General features: G+C 45.7%; 13 protein-coding genes. 8 read left to right on the top strand and 5 right to left on the bottom strand.

The features are described 5' to 3' along the window. Window positions 1–480: 480 nt before the first annotated feature. Both L5M29_RS18770 and L5M29_RS18775 read left to right on the top strand, forming a co-directional pair. Complete coding sequence (locus L5M29_RS18770; protein ID WP_263169415.1) at window positions 481–888, top strand: SMI1/KNR4 family protein; 408 nt, start codon at window positions 481–483, stop codon at window positions 886–888. A 30-nt stretch (window positions 889–918) separates the two neighbouring features. Next, window positions 919–1419, top strand: coding sequence for a DUF4447 family protein (locus tag L5M29_RS18775; RefSeq protein WP_263169417.1), 501 nt, complete (start codon window positions 919–921; stop codon window positions 1417–1419). A 109-nt stretch (window positions 1420–1528) separates the two neighbouring features. Here the strand turns inward: L5M29_RS18775 and L5M29_RS18780 are convergent, their stop codons facing one another. Then, window positions 1529–2161, bottom strand: coding sequence for a glutathione S-transferase family protein (locus L5M29_RS18780; protein ID WP_263169418.1), 633 nt, complete (start codon window positions 2159–2161; stop codon window positions 1529–1531). A 159-nt stretch (window positions 2162–2320) separates the two neighbouring features. Continuing rightward, entirely contained in the window at window positions 2321–4879 is a 2559-nt protein-coding gene (locus L5M29_RS18785) for a TonB-dependent receptor (RefSeq protein ID WP_263169420.1), read from the bottom strand. 242 nt (window positions 4880–5121) lie between these two features. Here L5M29_RS18785 and L5M29_RS18790 point away from each other — a divergent pair, with 242 nt between their 5' ends. The 4 genes from L5M29_RS18790 (at window position 5122) to L5M29_RS18805 (ending at window position 9672) form a co-directional block, all read left to right on the top strand. After that, complete coding sequence (locus L5M29_RS18790; RefSeq protein ID WP_263169422.1) at window positions 5122–5661, top strand: PH domain-containing protein; 540 nt, start codon at window positions 5122–5124, stop codon at window positions 5659–5661. A 168-nt stretch (window positions 5662–5829) separates the two neighbouring features. Then, complete coding sequence (locus L5M29_RS18795) at window positions 5830–7104, top strand: Nramp family divalent metal transporter (protein WP_263169423.1); 1275 nt, start codon at window positions 5830–5832, stop codon at window positions 7102–7104. Window positions 7105–7244: 140 nt separating this feature from the next. Continuing rightward, entirely contained in the window at window positions 7245–7709 is a 465-nt protein-coding gene (locus tag L5M29_RS18800; RefSeq protein ID WP_168824742.1) for a DUF1456 family protein, read from the top strand. 274 nt (window positions 7710–7983) lie between these two features. Continuing rightward, window positions 7984–9672 (top strand): NAD-dependent malic enzyme, encoded by a 1689-nt coding sequence (locus tag L5M29_RS18805; protein ID WP_263169425.1) that lies wholly within the window; start codon window positions 7984–7986, stop codon window positions 9670–9672. Between the two features lie 113 nt (window positions 9673–9785). On the opposite strand, the gene L5M29_RS18810 is transcribed toward L5M29_RS18805, so the two are convergent. Together L5M29_RS18810 and L5M29_RS18815 are read right to left on the bottom strand one after the other, a co-directional pair. Continuing rightward, window positions 9786–10220 carry a DUF3069 domain-containing protein gene (locus tag L5M29_RS18810; protein WP_263169429.1) on the bottom strand — a complete coding sequence of 145 codons (435 nt, stop codon included), beginning with the start codon at window positions 10218–10220 and terminating at the stop codon, window positions 9786–9788. Between the two features lie 31 nt (window positions 10221–10251). Then, window positions 10252–10776, bottom strand: coding sequence for a phosphatase PAP2 family protein (locus L5M29_RS18815; protein WP_113939058.1), 525 nt, complete (start codon window positions 10774–10776; stop codon window positions 10252–10254). Window positions 10777–10996: 220 nt separating this feature from the next. On the opposite strand from L5M29_RS18815, the gene L5M29_RS18820 reads away from it, so the two are divergent. Beyond that, on the top strand, window positions 10997–12853 hold the full coding sequence (locus L5M29_RS18820) for a diguanylate cyclase (protein WP_411569048.1): 1857 nt from the start codon (window positions 10997–10999) through the stop codon (window positions 12851–12853). On the opposite strand, the gene L5M29_RS18825 is transcribed toward L5M29_RS18820, so the two are convergent. After that, window positions 12850–13647 (bottom strand): substrate-binding periplasmic protein, encoded by a 798-nt coding sequence (locus L5M29_RS18825; RefSeq protein WP_263169433.1) that lies wholly within the window; start codon window positions 13645–13647, stop codon window positions 12850–12852. The genes L5M29_RS18820 and L5M29_RS18825 overlap by 4 nt on opposite strands. Before the next feature lie 174 nt (window positions 13648–13821). Between L5M29_RS18825 and queG the strand changes: the two genes are divergently transcribed. Next, window positions 13822–15024, top strand: coding sequence for a tRNA epoxyqueuosine(34) reductase QueG (queG, locus tag L5M29_RS18830; RefSeq protein WP_263169435.1), 1203 nt, complete (start codon window positions 13822–13824; stop codon window positions 15022–15024). Window positions 15025–15072: the final 48 nt, after the last annotated feature.

Below are 15072 nucleotides of genomic sequence, written 5' to 3' on the forward strand. Positions count from 1 at the left end.
GCAAATATCTGTGTAGAAATTGACAAGGAAAACACGATTGAGTGGTGCTTAAACTGCCATGCCAATTTAGTGCGTTATCAAATCGTCAGGTGATAAATTGTTGGGGTCTACATTCTATGACTGTGCCACTTGTGGTAGTTCAGCCATTCAAACGAATCTAGATACAGACTTCATTTGATTTTTTCAATAAAAATCAACGTAGTGGAGCTTCACCCCACACCCGACCAAGGAGGACTGCTCGTCCTATCCTCCTTGGATGCTCCATGACGCCCCACCGGAGTTGAAAGCCCCTTGTGCTCATTGCCAAATTTGCTATCGCTTCCGAAGAATGCGTCCCCACACCTGCAAAAGCTAGCTTGTCATTTATGCAGGAACAATAAATGGCCTTGCCTAAAGTGCGTTAAATTCTCGCTGAATCCTGCATCTTCAGGTTGTTTGGGTATATAATCCCGCGCCATAGCCCTATCAGCAGGAAATGCCATGCACGACATTATTGAGCAACTCCAAGAACGCAGCGAAACTGTTCCTGTACCACTCGAATTACCCACATTTGAGCAGCTCGTCGAAGTCGAAGAGCAAATCCTGATTTCATTGCCAAGGGAGCTAAAAGAATACCTGCTGTATGCCAGTGATGTGATTTACGGCACGATAGAGCCAGTAACAGCATCGGATCCCTACTCGCACACCTACCTGCCCGAAGTGACTTGCTATGCGTGGTCCATCGGTATGCCAAGGGACATGATTGCCATTTGTCAGCAGGGTGATGCTTTTTACTGTATCGACCAAGATGGTCAAGTACATTTCTGGAAAAACAGCGACTTTACCGATATCTATTGGGAGTCGTTTTGGGAATGGGTTGAAGAAATCTGGTTAAAGATCAAATACTAATTTTACTTTTATTGCATTGAGAACACGATTATGTCTAAGAACATTGGCTTGAATGCCATCGAAATGAGCTACTTACGCCAGTCACTCAGCTTAAGCGCGGCTCAAGTTGGTGCTCTGACTAACCATAGCGAAGCCGATGTCCTCGCCTGGGAAAGCGGTGAACAACTGCCACCTGAGCTGGCGCAAAAGAAACTGCTTGATATTGATGACATCATTGAGATGCAAGTGCTCAACACCTGCGATGGTATCGAAGAACTATTTAAGAAAGAACCTAAACGTCACTTAGCCTTCGTGGTCTACCCCACTCAAGCGGTTTACACACAATACAACCCCGAATTCTTAAGTTCACTGCCTTTTACTGAACTGTACAACACGGCCGCTTGGCGCATTAAGAAAGAGTGCAAACTGGTCCTAGAAGTCGACGTCAGCCTAGTGGCTCTCGACGTGGAGGCCTACAAAGCCTTCCGTGAACCGACCAAAATGAGTGAAAGCCGCGAAAGTCGCGCAAAGTGGGCTGCGACTCAGCTATAAGCGTGCAAATCCAGAAGCTTAGTACTCGCGTTAACAGTAAGGGCAGATATCACTATCTGCCCTTTTTATATTCTCATAATGATTTCAGATAATCAGCGACTTAGAATGATTAGCCCTTAGCGGCCACCACAGCATCCATCTTCTGTAAAGCCGATTGACGCGACGGCAGCGCAGACAACCTATCGCGATAAGCGGCGAGTTTAGGTGGAATGGCTTGTTCGAACAATGTGCCCCACATTAAGGTATGGGCCAGTAAAATATCCGCCACCGAAACGTCATCACCGAGCAAAAAATCACTTTCAGGCAACATGGCTTCGGCCAATGCAACCGCCTTATCAAACTCCCATACCGCACAAGGCATGATCTGCGGATGACGCTGCTCCTCCGGTAAAGCAAACTTATGCTTACCCATAGTCCAAAGCGGCTGCTCAAGCTCAGTAATGATGAAGCTCACCCATTGATGGTGCAAACCCGATGCGTTACTCCCCGCGGGTGGCAACAACTTACCCTCGCCATACTTTTCTGCTAGATAAAGGCAAATCGCCGCAGATTCGGATAACACTAACTCTTCATCAGTTAACACAGGCACTTTACCGCAGGGATTTATCGCTAAAAATGCCGCGCTGCGATGCGCACCTTTAGTCATATCCACAAAAGAAAAATCCCAATCAACACCCAACTCTTCCAACACCCAAGCAACTCTTAATGCGCGACTGCGCGGTGTGCCATATAAAGTGATCATTGCAACGTCCTTTTAGTCCGGTTAATTCGTGTCCTAACGAAGATACACTGAGTTTGCGTTAGTGCAAATCTGCCCATAAAAAACGGCGCTTAATGCGCCGTTTCGATTTCACTACACTTTGATATAAAGCACTGAGCTATAAAACTCGTAGGCTTAATATTAGAAGTTCATTGAGAGTTTAGTGTAAATGTAGCGACCCATTGGATTATGTACTGATGTCACGTAACCGTAGAGGTCGGTATCACCATCACCGATAGCGAATGGTGGTTCTTCGTCAAATACGTTGTTCACGCCTAGTGTCAGCTTGAACATCTCATTGAAGCGATAAGTACCTGACATGTCGACTAAAATTTGAGCATCAATTGTACGAGTTTTGTTGAAATCTTCAAACTCACCGATATAACTCAAATTTAAATTGGCGGCAAAGTTATCCATAGTCCAGTTGGTTGTCGCTAACCAACGATTCTTCGGATACTTATACTCTCCGGTATAATCGACCACTTGATGAGTATCATCTTTTTCAAAGTTATGCAGATAACTCCATTCAAGACCGAACTTAAGGTCGCCATAACTATCGAGTTCGAATCCATAATGGGTCGACACATCCATACCCTGAACTTCTTGCGAACCTAAGTTAACAAAGCTTGAGCGGATCACATCTAGTGCGCCAAATGTTTGACCAGCTTGAGGTGCTAGGCGCACACACACAGTGCTGTTCTGATCGTTACAATTAGCGTCATAAATATCCTGCAGTAACAACTTATCAATCTTATTATCTTGAGTGATGCTGTAGATATCGAAACCAATATCGAACTTCTGGCTTGGCGCCCATATCATGCCGATATTCCAAGTCTCTGACTCCTCGGCCTTTAACTTTGGGTTACCTGCAAACTCAGTCGTTTCATCAGACAAGGTACAACCTTGACCGTCGGCTGCGCAGCGATATTTATCAATTAGGAAGCTACTTTCTTCAGATGGACCCAAACCAATTTGCGCTAATGAAGGCGCACGGAACCCAGTAGACCAAGAGGCACGCGCCGTTATCTCATCACTAATACCCCATTGGAAAGCAATCTTAGGATTAGTGGTTGAACCAAAATCACTGTAGTGATCATATCGACCCGCAAGTTGCAGCTCGAAGTTATCCGTTACAGGGATGGAAAATTCAGTATACGCCGCCCATTGATCGCGATCGCCCTTAGCTGACACAGCTTCGGTACCAAAAATCAATCCACGTTGAAATTGCTCATCCGGCTCGTCGCTGATGGCTTCTTCACGATATTCAACTCCAGCCGCCATCATGATATCGCGATCAGCAAGGGTAAATGCTTGACCTGAGATATTCGCCGCATAGGAAGTCATGGTTGACAGACCTTGGCGCACTAGACTGGTGGTAATATCATCAATGACATCTTGGGAGTTCATGGTGCCACCGAAAGGATTGTAACGACCCGCATCAATTTCACGTTGCAAATAATCTGTTCTTACCCAACCTTGGCTGCGGTCACCCGTTTGAGTTGACTCACTGCGCCCCTTTTGCACCGTAGCTTCCCAGTCCCAGTCTTTAACTACACCGCGTAAACCTGCGACTAAACGTAGAGTATCAGATTCAATATCCCAACGACGCGCACCCGCATCAACGGTGCGGAAACGACCGATTTCAATATCTTTCCCCCACGGGTTATTTGGATGAGTTCCAGGTACGGTTAAGCCAGCTTTCTCATCAAGTGGCGTCGGCGCACCGCCCGCTTCCGATGTGTTGTGCTGGGCAGCTAACTCGAGGAAAGCGGTTAAATCATCATTAAAGTGATATTCGAATTGACCAATAGCACCCACACGTTCAGCAGCAGGCACAACAAGGTTATACGGACCATAATCAAAGACACAAACTTCACCGTCTATATTGCGATCGGCAGGGCAAGCTGGGTCAACTGTCGGCACCCCATCCACATAAAAATACCCAGGAAAACCACGGGAAGAACGCGAATCTTCACCGCCGTAAGGACTCTGATCTGCAGTTCCAAAACGGCCTAAATCCGTTGCCGCTAAAGTATCATTTTTAAAATAGTCGAGAATGATAGAGGCACTGCCCTTATCGGACTTCATCCCCCACACCATATTCGCAGTAGTTTCATCGTAGCCAGTGCCTGAAGCATCACCGTAGCCAAGATTGACCTCAATGCCTTCAATGTCTTTTTTCAGAACTATGTTAACCACACCCGCGATCGCATCAGAACCATAAATAGCCGATGCACCGTCCTTCAGTATGTCGATACGTTCAATAGCTGATACCGGAATATTATTGATATCAACAAAGGAATTAGTGATACCTTCGGCAAAAGCACTCGCCGCAACACGACGACCATTAATTAACACTAAGGTCGCGTCTGGGCCTAAACCACGTAGACTGATAGATGCGCCGCCGTTGGCGGTTGAATCTTGGCTGTTACCTCGGGTAGAAAACGCGCCAGCACCATTGGCAGGCATGCGTTCAAGTAATTGCTGCAGGTTATCAAATCCCATATTGGCAATATCGTCTTTACTGATCGATTGAATAGGGGAAGGGCCTTCAATATCGGTACGTTTAATACGGGAACCCGTTACTTCAATACGTTCAACTTTTTCTGCACCTTTATCGGCAGCATGGGCCACTGTTGGCGCACATGCCATAGCAATTGCGATTGCACAAGCACTGGGTAGAATCTGAGGTCTGTTCATACATTTCCCTTGTTTTATTTATCTCATTAAAATTATTTTAGCAATAAGAAAACTCTAAATTAACAATACACAAGGTAATGAGTTACAAACCAAAGTCAATGGCAGAGAAATAAAAGTTAAACTTTTGTTACATTTGAGACGGTGTATTTTCCTCATACGAGAATCAAAGAACGTCTAGGCACTAAAAATTCAACCTACAAGACAAGTCGCAGTATTTGAATATCAAAATTTAAGGAAGAAAGATGGAAGACAAGATTATTTATCAAGCAGAGTTTGAAACCCATTTAGGTTGGTATTGGTTGCTTTCAGGCGCCGCCTATTTCAGCCTAAGCATAATAGGTATTCCCTTGTTATTACTTTGGTTTCCAATCGGGCTGTGGGGGACTCGCCGCTATATTCGCAATATGAGTGCGCAGCTCACCAGCAATAAACTTATTGTCAGGAGGGGCATATTAACTCGTACTGAAAACACAGTGCCTTTGGACAAAATTACCGATATGGCATTGATCCAAGGCCCAATTATGCGCCTATTTGGTCTGCATAAACTCACGGTAGAAACCGCAGGGCAATCGGGCGCAGGCGCATTGATAAGCTTAGTCGGCATAGTCGATGCGCCTCGATTTAGAGCCCGCGTATTAGAACAAAAAGAACGGCTTACCCAACCCTTGCACCCAATAAGCCCATCGGCACAGCCAGATAATACGCTGTTACAAATCGTAGTCGAAATGGCTGCAAGCTTAAAACGCATTGAAACTTTACTCAGCCAAAAATTAAACAGATAAATTGAATAAAACGACTTTTAGTTCAATCACTTTACCTTTAATGTTGAGCCACTCACTTAGCGTTAGCGCGGCTTTAACATGAGCGCAGCCTTAGCATGAGCGCAGTCTTAGCATGAGGGAGTGTTCGATTCCCCAGATTAATTTTCAACAGGCATTTTTAATAACGACATGACAGAATCTTCAGTAACTTCTCCTTCATCCTCTTGGATGACACACCTAACTCTCGGCATTAAAGCCATGGGCCCAGGTGTTCTTATGGCCGCAGCGGCGATTGGCGCATCCCATTTAGTCGCCTCGACTCGGGCGGGCGCCGAATTTGGTTGGCAACTGGCTTGGGTTATTCTTGGGGTGAATTTACTTAAGTATCCCTTCTTTGCTGCTGGCGCACGCTACACAGCTGCCACAGGGGAGAGTCTACTGCACGGCTACCAAAAACAGGGCCGAGGTTACTTACTGCTGTTTACTGGGCTCAATGTGATCGCCGCCATTGCCAGTACAGCAGGGGTGTGCATGTTAACCGCCGCTATGTTGACCCAATTTATTCCGCTGCCCATCGATTGGTTAGCCCTGCTGGTATTGCTGAGTTCATTGGCTTTACTGATTTTAGGCCATTATCAACTCCTTGATAGACTCACTAAGATCATCATGTTCGCCCTAACCTTAACCACATTAATTGCCGTGGCCTTAGCTTGGGATCACGCTCAACCATTAGCGAGCAATTTTGTCTCTCCTTCACCTTGGCAGTGGGCCCATGTGGGATTTCTGGTCGCCATGATGGGTTGGATGCCAGCACCGATTGAAGTCAGCGCTTGGAATTCTCTCTGGTTGCTCGAAAAACAAAAAAGCCAGACGGTCACGAAAGCGCAGGCACTGCTCGACTTTAACTTAGGCTACATCATCACTGCGATCCTCGCGATCGTGTTTTTGTCCTTGGGCGCCTTAGTGATGCACGGCAGCGGTGAGCACTTTTCCGATTCGGGCGCACAATTTGCTAATCAATTAATCAACCTTTATAGTCAAGTCATGGGCGGCGAGAGTCGTTATCTTATTGGTATTGTTGCATTTCTGTGTATTTTCAGCACAACAGTAACAGTGATTGATGGCTATAGCCGTACCTTAGATATGGGCTGGCAGTTACTCACCTCAAAGACCAGTTCAGACAAACGCCTCACAGGGATCATGCTCGCCATCAGTGCCTTAGGCTTGTTACTGATCCTCTTCTTTAAAGGTGCACTCTTACCGTTACTCGAGTTTGTGATGATTTTGGCCTTTATGACCACAGTCATTTTTGCTTGGTTAAATTACCGCTTAATGACCAGCAAACAGCTTCCCGAGGCAGACAGATATGGGACTAAGATGAAACTACTCTCTTGGTTTGGCCTAATTTATCTACTGATTTTCGCGGCACTGTTTATCTATTGGTACAACATCATTAAAGGTTAATTGCCAGAATGTTTATGCCGGAGCAATAAATGGCCTTAACTAACTGCCATTAAATTCCCGCTGAATTCTGCAATTAAGGTGGTTTGGGTATATAATGCGGGCTCTTAAACCAGACAGCGCAGCCGCGCCAAGAGATGACCATGATTAATAATGATATTTTGCGCCGTTTGCGCTTCGTGTTTGATTTTAGCAATGCAAAAATGATTAAAATTTTTGCTAAAGCTGGAAGAGAAGTGCCTGTCGAAGAGATGATTGATCTTCTACGTAAAGAAGAGGAAGAAGGTTATAAAGCTTGTAACGACACGACCTTATGTCAGTTTTTAGATGGTCTTATCATAGAAAAGCGCGGTCTACGTGAAGGTGCAGAAATTCCAGCGCCCGTTTCACGTTTAAACAACAACCTCATCTTTAAAAAGCTGAGAGTTGCCCTCGAAATGCGTGAAGAAGACATAGTAGCAGCTTTGGCTTTAGCCGAAGTGCAAATGTCAAAATCAGAGCTAAGCGCCCTGTTCCGCAATCCAGACCACAAGAATTTTAAAGAGTGTGGCGATCAAATACTGCGTAACTTTATCCGCGGCTTATCACTTAAGTATCGCGGCGTATAACGCTAAGCCATAGCTTATAAGATCAACGCAGCTTAGGCTGCGTTTTTTTATATCCGTTTTTATCTACACCTGAGCTTGTTTGGATATAAACAAGACCTTAACAATTCCATCTCAACAACCTCAGAAATCCTGTTTAAAACAGCTGACTTTTTTACTGCTGCAAAAAAAACCACAAATACCTCGTTCCACGGACAACAAAGATCACATTTCATGATAACCTTACGTGACTTACAGCACGTATTGACCACTTAAACAATAACTCAAAAGGTTACCCATGGACGATAATAAACGCCCCCTCTATCTTCCGTTTGCAGGACCTGCCATTCTTGAAGCCCCACTGATTAACAAGGGCAGTGCATTTTCTGAAGAAGAGCGTATTTTCTTTAACCTCGAAGGCTTAGTCCCCTATGCCATTGAAACGATTGAGGAGCAGGCTTCTCGCGCCTACGATCAATTTAGAAGTTTCAATAACGACTTAGACAAGCATATTTACCTACGTAATATCCAAGACACAAACGAGACCTTATTTTATCGTTTAGTGCAAAATAACATCAGCGAGATGATGCCCATCATCTATACGCCGACGGTAGGTTTAGCTTGTGAACGTTTCTCGAAAAACTATCGCCGCAACCGTGGTTTGTTTATCTCCTATCCAAACAAAGATAGGATCGATGACATCCTCAATAACTCGACTCGTCAAAAAGTTAAAATCATAGTAGTCACTGATGGTGAACGTATTTTAGGCCTTGGCGATCAAGGTATTGGCGGCATGGGGATCCCTATCGGTAAGCTGTCACTCTACACTAGCTGTGGCGGTATCAGTCCGGCTTATACCCTGCCAATTACCTTAGATGTAGGCACAGATAATCCGCAGTTGTTAGAAGATCCTATGTATATGGGTTGGCGCCATCCACGCATCGGTGGCGAAGAATATGCCGAGTTTATCGAAGCCTTTATGCAAGCTGTACATGTGCGTTGGCCAGACACTTTAATTCAGTTCGAAGACTTTGCCCAAAAGAATGCCATGCCGATCCTAGAGCGTTATAAGGATCGCTATTGCTGCTTTAACGATGATATTCAAGGTACTGCTGCGGTTGCCGTTGGTTGCTTGCTCGCCGCGTGTAAGGCTGCGGGCACTGAATTGAATCAACAACGTATCGCCTTCCTTGGTGCTGGTAGTGCCGGTTGCGGTATTGCCGAAGCTATCGTGGCACAAATGGTGTCTGAAGGGATCAGCGACGAGCAAGCTCGCACTCAAGTGTGTATGGTTGACCGTTGGGGCTTATTGCTCGACAACATGCCTAACCTGTTGCCATTCCAGCAAAAATTAGCGCAGAAATGCACCAACATCCAAAACTGGAGCAATTTCAGCGACAATATTTCACTGCTCGATGTGGTTAACAACGCCAAGCCGACAGTGCTGATTGGGGTATCTGGCGTTCCGGGTCTCTTCACCGAAGAAATTATCCGTGCTATGCACAGCCATTGTGCTCGCCCGATTATTTTCCCTATGTCGAACCCCACCAGCCGCGTAGAAGCGACACCGAAGGACATTTTGCATTGGACCTCAGGTCAAGCACTCGTCGCTACGGGCAGCCCGTTCGAGCCTGTGGTTGTCGATAGTGAAACCTATGAAATTGCCCAGTGCAACAACAGCTTTATCTTCCCAGGTATTGGCTTAGGCGTATTAGCTTCAGGCGCACGTCATGTATCCGATGCCATGTTGATGGCTTCAAGTCGCGCACTTGCCGAATGTTCGCCACTGGCAATCGATGGTACAGGTCCACTACTGCCTAAACTCGAAGATATCCATGCGGTGAGTAAGCATATTGCTTTCGCAGTAGGTAAAGTCGCAGTTGAACAAGGGTTAACACTGCCAATGAGCGATGAGATCTTACAGCAGTCGATTGAAGGCAATTTCTGGAGTCCAGAATATCGCCGCTACAAACGCACTTCGTTCTAAGCATAGCGTTGCCGCGACCCAAGTCGCAGTAAAGCAGCTTAGTTGAGCGTTTGTGCTAGCCAGCAAAAAGCCCGTTACTTTGCAGTAACGGGCTTTTTCATTTCAATAGAACACTAAGGTGCCATCACCTGTTTAAAGCTATTGAGCAAAGCACGATCGGTACGCGCCTTCTTCAACTTACGTAGGCTTTCTTTGAGCGATTCATCGGCTAAGCGCGTAAAAATGCCATTATATTCTTGCTCTTGGATTGCACTATCGGTATCGGCTTGCTCAGAAATTTCTTGGGCGACACGACTCAATTGCAACCAAGCATTCGCGATATAGAAACCGTGGAATGCGGCTTGTTCCATTAGATTACGCGCACTGGCAGGTAAAGATGCCCAAGCTTGGCTAAATTTACCTTCCCTGTCTTCCAACAGTTCGGCACACAAACCTTGGTACGCTGCTAATAAGTCACCCGGTAATTTCGCCATTGGTAACACTTTATTCGCAACATTGTAAGAAATCTGCTCGGCAGTTTCACGGTAAATAGCTGATAATTCGCTCATAAAAATCTCGATTCGCATCCCAAAAATAGAGTTAAAACTGGCCACTCACATATAAACCATAAACGCCGTTACCCGCAATCGGCGTAACTGTAATCCCCTCATAGGGTTGAGTAAAATACCACCCCGCCAGCGCTCCAATCGCCGCGCCAGCTAACACATCCTCGAGGTAATGCTGGTCGCTCGCCACTCGAGTGTAGCCCACATAAGATGCGGCAACATAGGCAGGTAAACCATATTGCCAACCATAGCGCTGCTGAATAAACGTCGCCGCCATAAAGCTGTCAGAGGTATGACCCGATGGAAACGAATCATCGCCACTATCGTCTGGCCTGTCTTTACTCACACCATACTTAAGACCTTCAACAATTAACCGACTCGACACCGCTGCCTGAATTAACTGCCAACTACCGTCATAACCCTCTTCATAAAACAAGGTCGCGCCCATCGCAGTAGCGGGTAATAATAAATGTAATACATCGCCAGAGGTTTCTAAATCTGAGCCTGCCCAGCTAGTGCCGCTCATCATGAATAATGCAGCACAGAGTAATTTCTTCAAGGGTGATTCCTTTGTGGGATAATAACCAAGGCGGAGTTTATACCTTGATCATTAACCGAATGCAAAATTGCTATACATCTATATTAAAAATGAACAAACAAGTTATGCTAAGCTAATAATTAGCTATTGATTTTAATTCGAACAGGAATCTTTTTTGCTACATCAACTTAGGTATTTATCATTCTCCTTATTGCTGCTTCTACTGCCGCTCAGCAACGCTATGGCAGAAGAAAAGACTCAGGTTGATAAAATATTTGCAAGATTTGAAAGCGGCGTCCCTATGACCCGTGAAGAAATCGAAAGCAATCTAGTGTTATTAAGCAAACTAATTTCGACTGACGATGTCACCCGTCATGAAAAGCTGCAACTGCTTAAATGCTGGGATCAGAATACAGAAAACGACACAGCTATTGCACTGGCACTTAAAAATACTAACCAAGCACTGAGCAATATTCCGCCAACCGCCTCCCCCCATTTCATTACCGACCTCACGCTCTGCCGCTCTTGGTTTCTGCAATTAAGTGGTGACATGGATGGCGCGATGGAAGGCTATAATCTCAGTGTTAAACGTGCCTATGAGCATGAAGACCTTAAGCTAATCGCCGACTCGCGCAGCATTCGCGGCGCACTTTACTCTTATATTGGCGATTTTTCTGCAGCATTAGACGATCTCGTCACTGCGCAAGATCTCTATGAATCACTCAATTTAAGCGGTTGGGCTAACATTAACCTTGCCGATGTTGCTACCAGTTTTAGACGTTATGGCGATCCCCAAAGTGCAATCCGCTATTACACCAAACTCAAAGCTCTCTATCTAAAAAACAATAACCAAGAACAGGCAATGTATGTCAACTCGGACATTGGCCTTGCCTTAGATGAACTCGGTGAACATCAACAGGCCGTAGATAATTTCTTAGTAAGTTATCAATACTTCAAGGAACATCAGCAGGAAAAAGTGGCAGCAACTATGGCAACGAATATTGCCTACAGCTTAATCAAACTCAATCGTCTGACAGAAGCCGAAAAGTATTTAATCGAAGCCGATACTGTTATTAATGAAAAAGATCTGACCGATTACAGCTTCATGAAGCTATTTATGGCCGATATAAAGTTTCAACAAGCTCACTATAAAGAGGCGCTTATCGAACTTGAGCAAGGGGAAAAAGCCTTTCGCACTCTGCAGAATAATCGGGGACTCACTCAACTGCTGCAGCTTAAAAGTAACATATATGTGGCGATGAATGATTTATCTGCCGCCTACGGAGCGCTGCAAGAATTTGTTACCCTAACAAAAAAAGTCGATGGCAATTCTCTCTCCCATCATACGACAGAATTAAAGGTCAAGTTTGATACCAGTCGGATTGAATCTGAAAATCAACGCTTGATTGAAAACCAAAACCTTAAAGAACAAGAGCTCGCGCTACTCGAAAAGAACAAATCACTGCAACACATTATCCTATTACTAGCGGGCTTTATCCTGACGATAGTGTCTATATTCGCTTATAAACAAGTACATAGAAATCGCCAACTGCAAGTTATTGCCCTCACGGATTACCTTACCAAACTCCCTAATCGTCGGCATATTTATGCCCAAGCCGCGAAATATTTTCAGCAAGCCTTAAAACATCAAAGCCCTTTTTCAGTGATTATTTTTGATGCGGATCACTTCAAAAAAATCAACGATAACTTCGGCCATGAATTAGGCGATCGCGCCCTTATGACCATTGCAAATGCAGGCCGAGCCTTATCGGGTAATAAAGACCTCGTTGGCCGCATCGGTGGTGAAGAGTTTTTAATCCTATTGCCTAACACTGATGCCACAGGTGCGTTAGCGCTGGCGCATCAATTGCAGAACCATATTAGCCGCCTTAGCGCACAGAATTTACCAGCAGAACTCAAATTGACCGTTAGCGCTGGTGTCGCCACTTTAGAACCACAAAATAATACGGAAGATGCATATCAAGATAAAGATTTTGCCACCTTGCTAAAGCGGGCCGACAATGCTCTTTATGAGGCTAAAAATGCGGGCAGAAATTGTGTGAAATCAGCCAATAATGAGGCTTTAAGAGAGAATTAAACGGCCTTATGCCAAAACACTTGATGTTGTAATGGCGGTGGCAAAGTGCCAAACCATGTCTGATACAAACGACTAAATTCACCTGAGTCTTTCATTTTCTCAAGCTCTGTTTGCCAACTGATAACGGTTGCCGCCGATGTCCCTTTAGAAAAAGCTAAATAGAGATTAATCTCCGATACAACATACACTTGACGGATATCTGTCTCACTCGCGCCAACCTCTTCGAGTATCTGCTTTACCGCAAGATCCGCTTGGCACCAAAAACGAATTCGAGAAAACAGCAACTGCTTCGCCGATTGCTGCGGAAAACTCGCCACCAGCAAATTATCCACGCCCGCTTGTTGTAGCAACTGCGCACCCGCCGATTCCCGATAAACCCCCACAATATCTGTCGATTGAAGTTCAGCAAGTTGATCGAGAGCGATGGGATCTGCCGCCCTTGCGTACAATGCAATTTTGCTGGTCGCAATAGGACCGATAAAATCAAACTGCTCAGCTCGCTCATCATTAATTGACGTAGCAAAAAGTAAAACGTTTGCTGAGGTATTGGCAATCGAATACGCCCGAGCCCAAGGTAACACATCGATTTTTTCACTCTGACCCAGTCTTGATTGCAAGGTATTGACTAAGTCCACCGCAAAACCTTGCGGCACACCATTTTGCTCGTAACTCATGGGAGGCCAAGCTTCGGTCACCAATTTCAACTTGTCAGGCGCCGCAAAAACAAGATTAGGCATCAGGCCTAATAAGCTCATCGCAAGAAAACACGCCCTAAGGGGAAACGCACTCAGCATACGAATACCAAACGATAAACATTAGACCTAATCATAGACTCAATCCCAACTGCAAATAAACAAATATCCCAAAGAAAATATCGCCTCACGCCCCCTTCTGAGTAAACTCGTCCTCAATAAGTGAAAACTGCTATCATATTGCCACCTAGCCAAGAGCCTCGCTGCCATCAATTCATGTCAACTTTAGCCAATCAAACCCCAAGCCAATCCTATGCCAGCATGCTGTCGCGGCTCGCTCTGCAAATTAAAACGTGGGGAAAAGCACTCGGATTTGCGCAGGTTGGCATTTGCGATACGGATTTAACCGCTGAAGAAGCCAAACTCCAAGCATGGCTAGACAAAGGTTTTCATGGCGAAATGGCCTATATGGCCACCCATGGCATGATGCGCGCTCGCCCGCAAGAACTGCATCCGGGCACAGTGCGGGTGATCTCCGTACGGATGGACTATTTGCCACCCGAAGCTGGCTTTGCAACGAATCTCACCGATCCCAACTTAGGTTACATTTCCCGTTATGCCGGAGGTCGCGACTATCACAAGTTGATCCGCGCTCGACTTAAAAAGCTGGGAGATCAAATCAGTGCAGAGTTAGTTGCTCTCGGTTTCGATGCAGCTGACTTTCGCCCCTTTGTTGACTCAGCGCCAGTACTTGAGCGCCCCTTAGCCGAAAAAGCCGGTATAGGCTGGACAGGTAAACACTCACTCATACTCAACCATGAGGCTGGCAGTTGGTTCTTTTTAGGTGAACTACTGATCAATTTGCCTCTACCTGTGGATATTCCCATTCAAGAAGGCTGTAACACTTGTGTCGCCTGCATCACCTCCTGCCCAACGGGTGCAATCGTAGAACCTTATGTGGTCGATGGCAGACGCTGTATTTCCTATCTCACCATTGAACTGCAGGGCGCTATTCCCGAAGAATTTAGGCCACTCATGGGCAATCGCATCTATGGCTGCGATGATTGCCAACTCGCGTGTCCCATCAATCGCCAAGCGCCGCTGACTGAAGAAACTGACTTTCATATTCGTCCGCAGTTAAAGCAACCAGACCTTCTCAGCCTTTTTGCTTGGAGCGAGGCCGAGTTCCTTAAACAAACTGAAGGCAGCGCCATTCGCCGCATTGGACATAAACGTTGGCTACGTAATATTGCAGTAGCACTGGGTAACGCTCCCGCAAGCCCAAGGATTATTGCCGCACTTAACGCCCGCAATCACAGCGAAGATATCGATGAGATAGTGCGTGAGCATATTGAATGGGCGCTTAATGCCCAGCAATCGCGCCTTGCTGAAAGCGCAGCAACTGAACAACAAAAAGCCCGCCGCAAAACCGAGCGCATGGTGCGCATTATCGAAAAAGGCTTACCGCGAGATGCTTAAGTCAATCGGCAAGCAATAAACAACAACGGATGCATAAGCATCCGCTGT

Origin of the sequence: Shewanella sp. SM95, from assembly GCF_025653595.1 — a bacterium.
Lineage (GTDB): Bacteria > Pseudomonadota > Gammaproteobacteria > Enterobacterales > Shewanellaceae > Shewanella > Shewanella oncorhynchi.

Coding starts and splice junctions, on each gene's coding strand:
- L5M29_RS18770 (WP_263169415.1), top strand. CDS start 481: ATGCACGACATTATTGAGCAACTCCAAGAACGCAGCGAAACTGTTCCT.
- L5M29_RS18775 (WP_263169417.1), top strand. CDS start 919: ATGTCTAAGAACATTGGCTTGAATGCCATCGAAATGAGCTACTTACGC.
- L5M29_RS18780 (WP_263169418.1), bottom strand. CDS start 2,161: ATGATCACTTTATATGGCACACCGCGCAGTCGCGCATTAAGAGTTGCT.
- L5M29_RS18785 (WP_263169420.1), bottom strand. CDS start 4,879: ATGAACAGACCTCAGATTCTACCCAGTGCTTGTGCAATCGCAATTGCT.
- L5M29_RS18790 (WP_263169422.1), top strand. CDS start 5,122: ATGGAAGACAAGATTATTTATCAAGCAGAGTTTGAAACCCATTTAGGT.
- L5M29_RS18795 (WP_263169423.1), top strand. CDS start 5,830: ATGACAGAATCTTCAGTAACTTCTCCTTCATCCTCTTGGATGACACAC.
- L5M29_RS18800 (WP_168824742.1), top strand. CDS start 7,245: ATGATTAATAATGATATTTTGCGCCGTTTGCGCTTCGTGTTTGATTTT.
- L5M29_RS18805 (WP_263169425.1), top strand. CDS start 7,984: ATGGACGATAATAAACGCCCCCTCTATCTTCCGTTTGCAGGACCTGCC.
- L5M29_RS18810 (WP_263169429.1), bottom strand. CDS start 10,220: ATGAGCGAATTATCAGCTATTTACCGTGAAACTGCCGAGCAGATTTCT.
- L5M29_RS18820 (WP_411569048.1), top strand. CDS start 10,997: ATGGCAGAAGAAAAGACTCAGGTTGATAAAATATTTGCAAGATTTGAA.
- L5M29_RS18825 (WP_263169433.1), bottom strand. CDS start 13,647: ATGCTGAGTGCGTTTCCCCTTAGGGCGTGTTTTCTTGCGATGAGCTTA.
- queG (WP_263169435.1), top strand. CDS start 13,822: ATGTCAACTTTAGCCAATCAAACCCCAAGCCAATCCTATGCCAGCATG.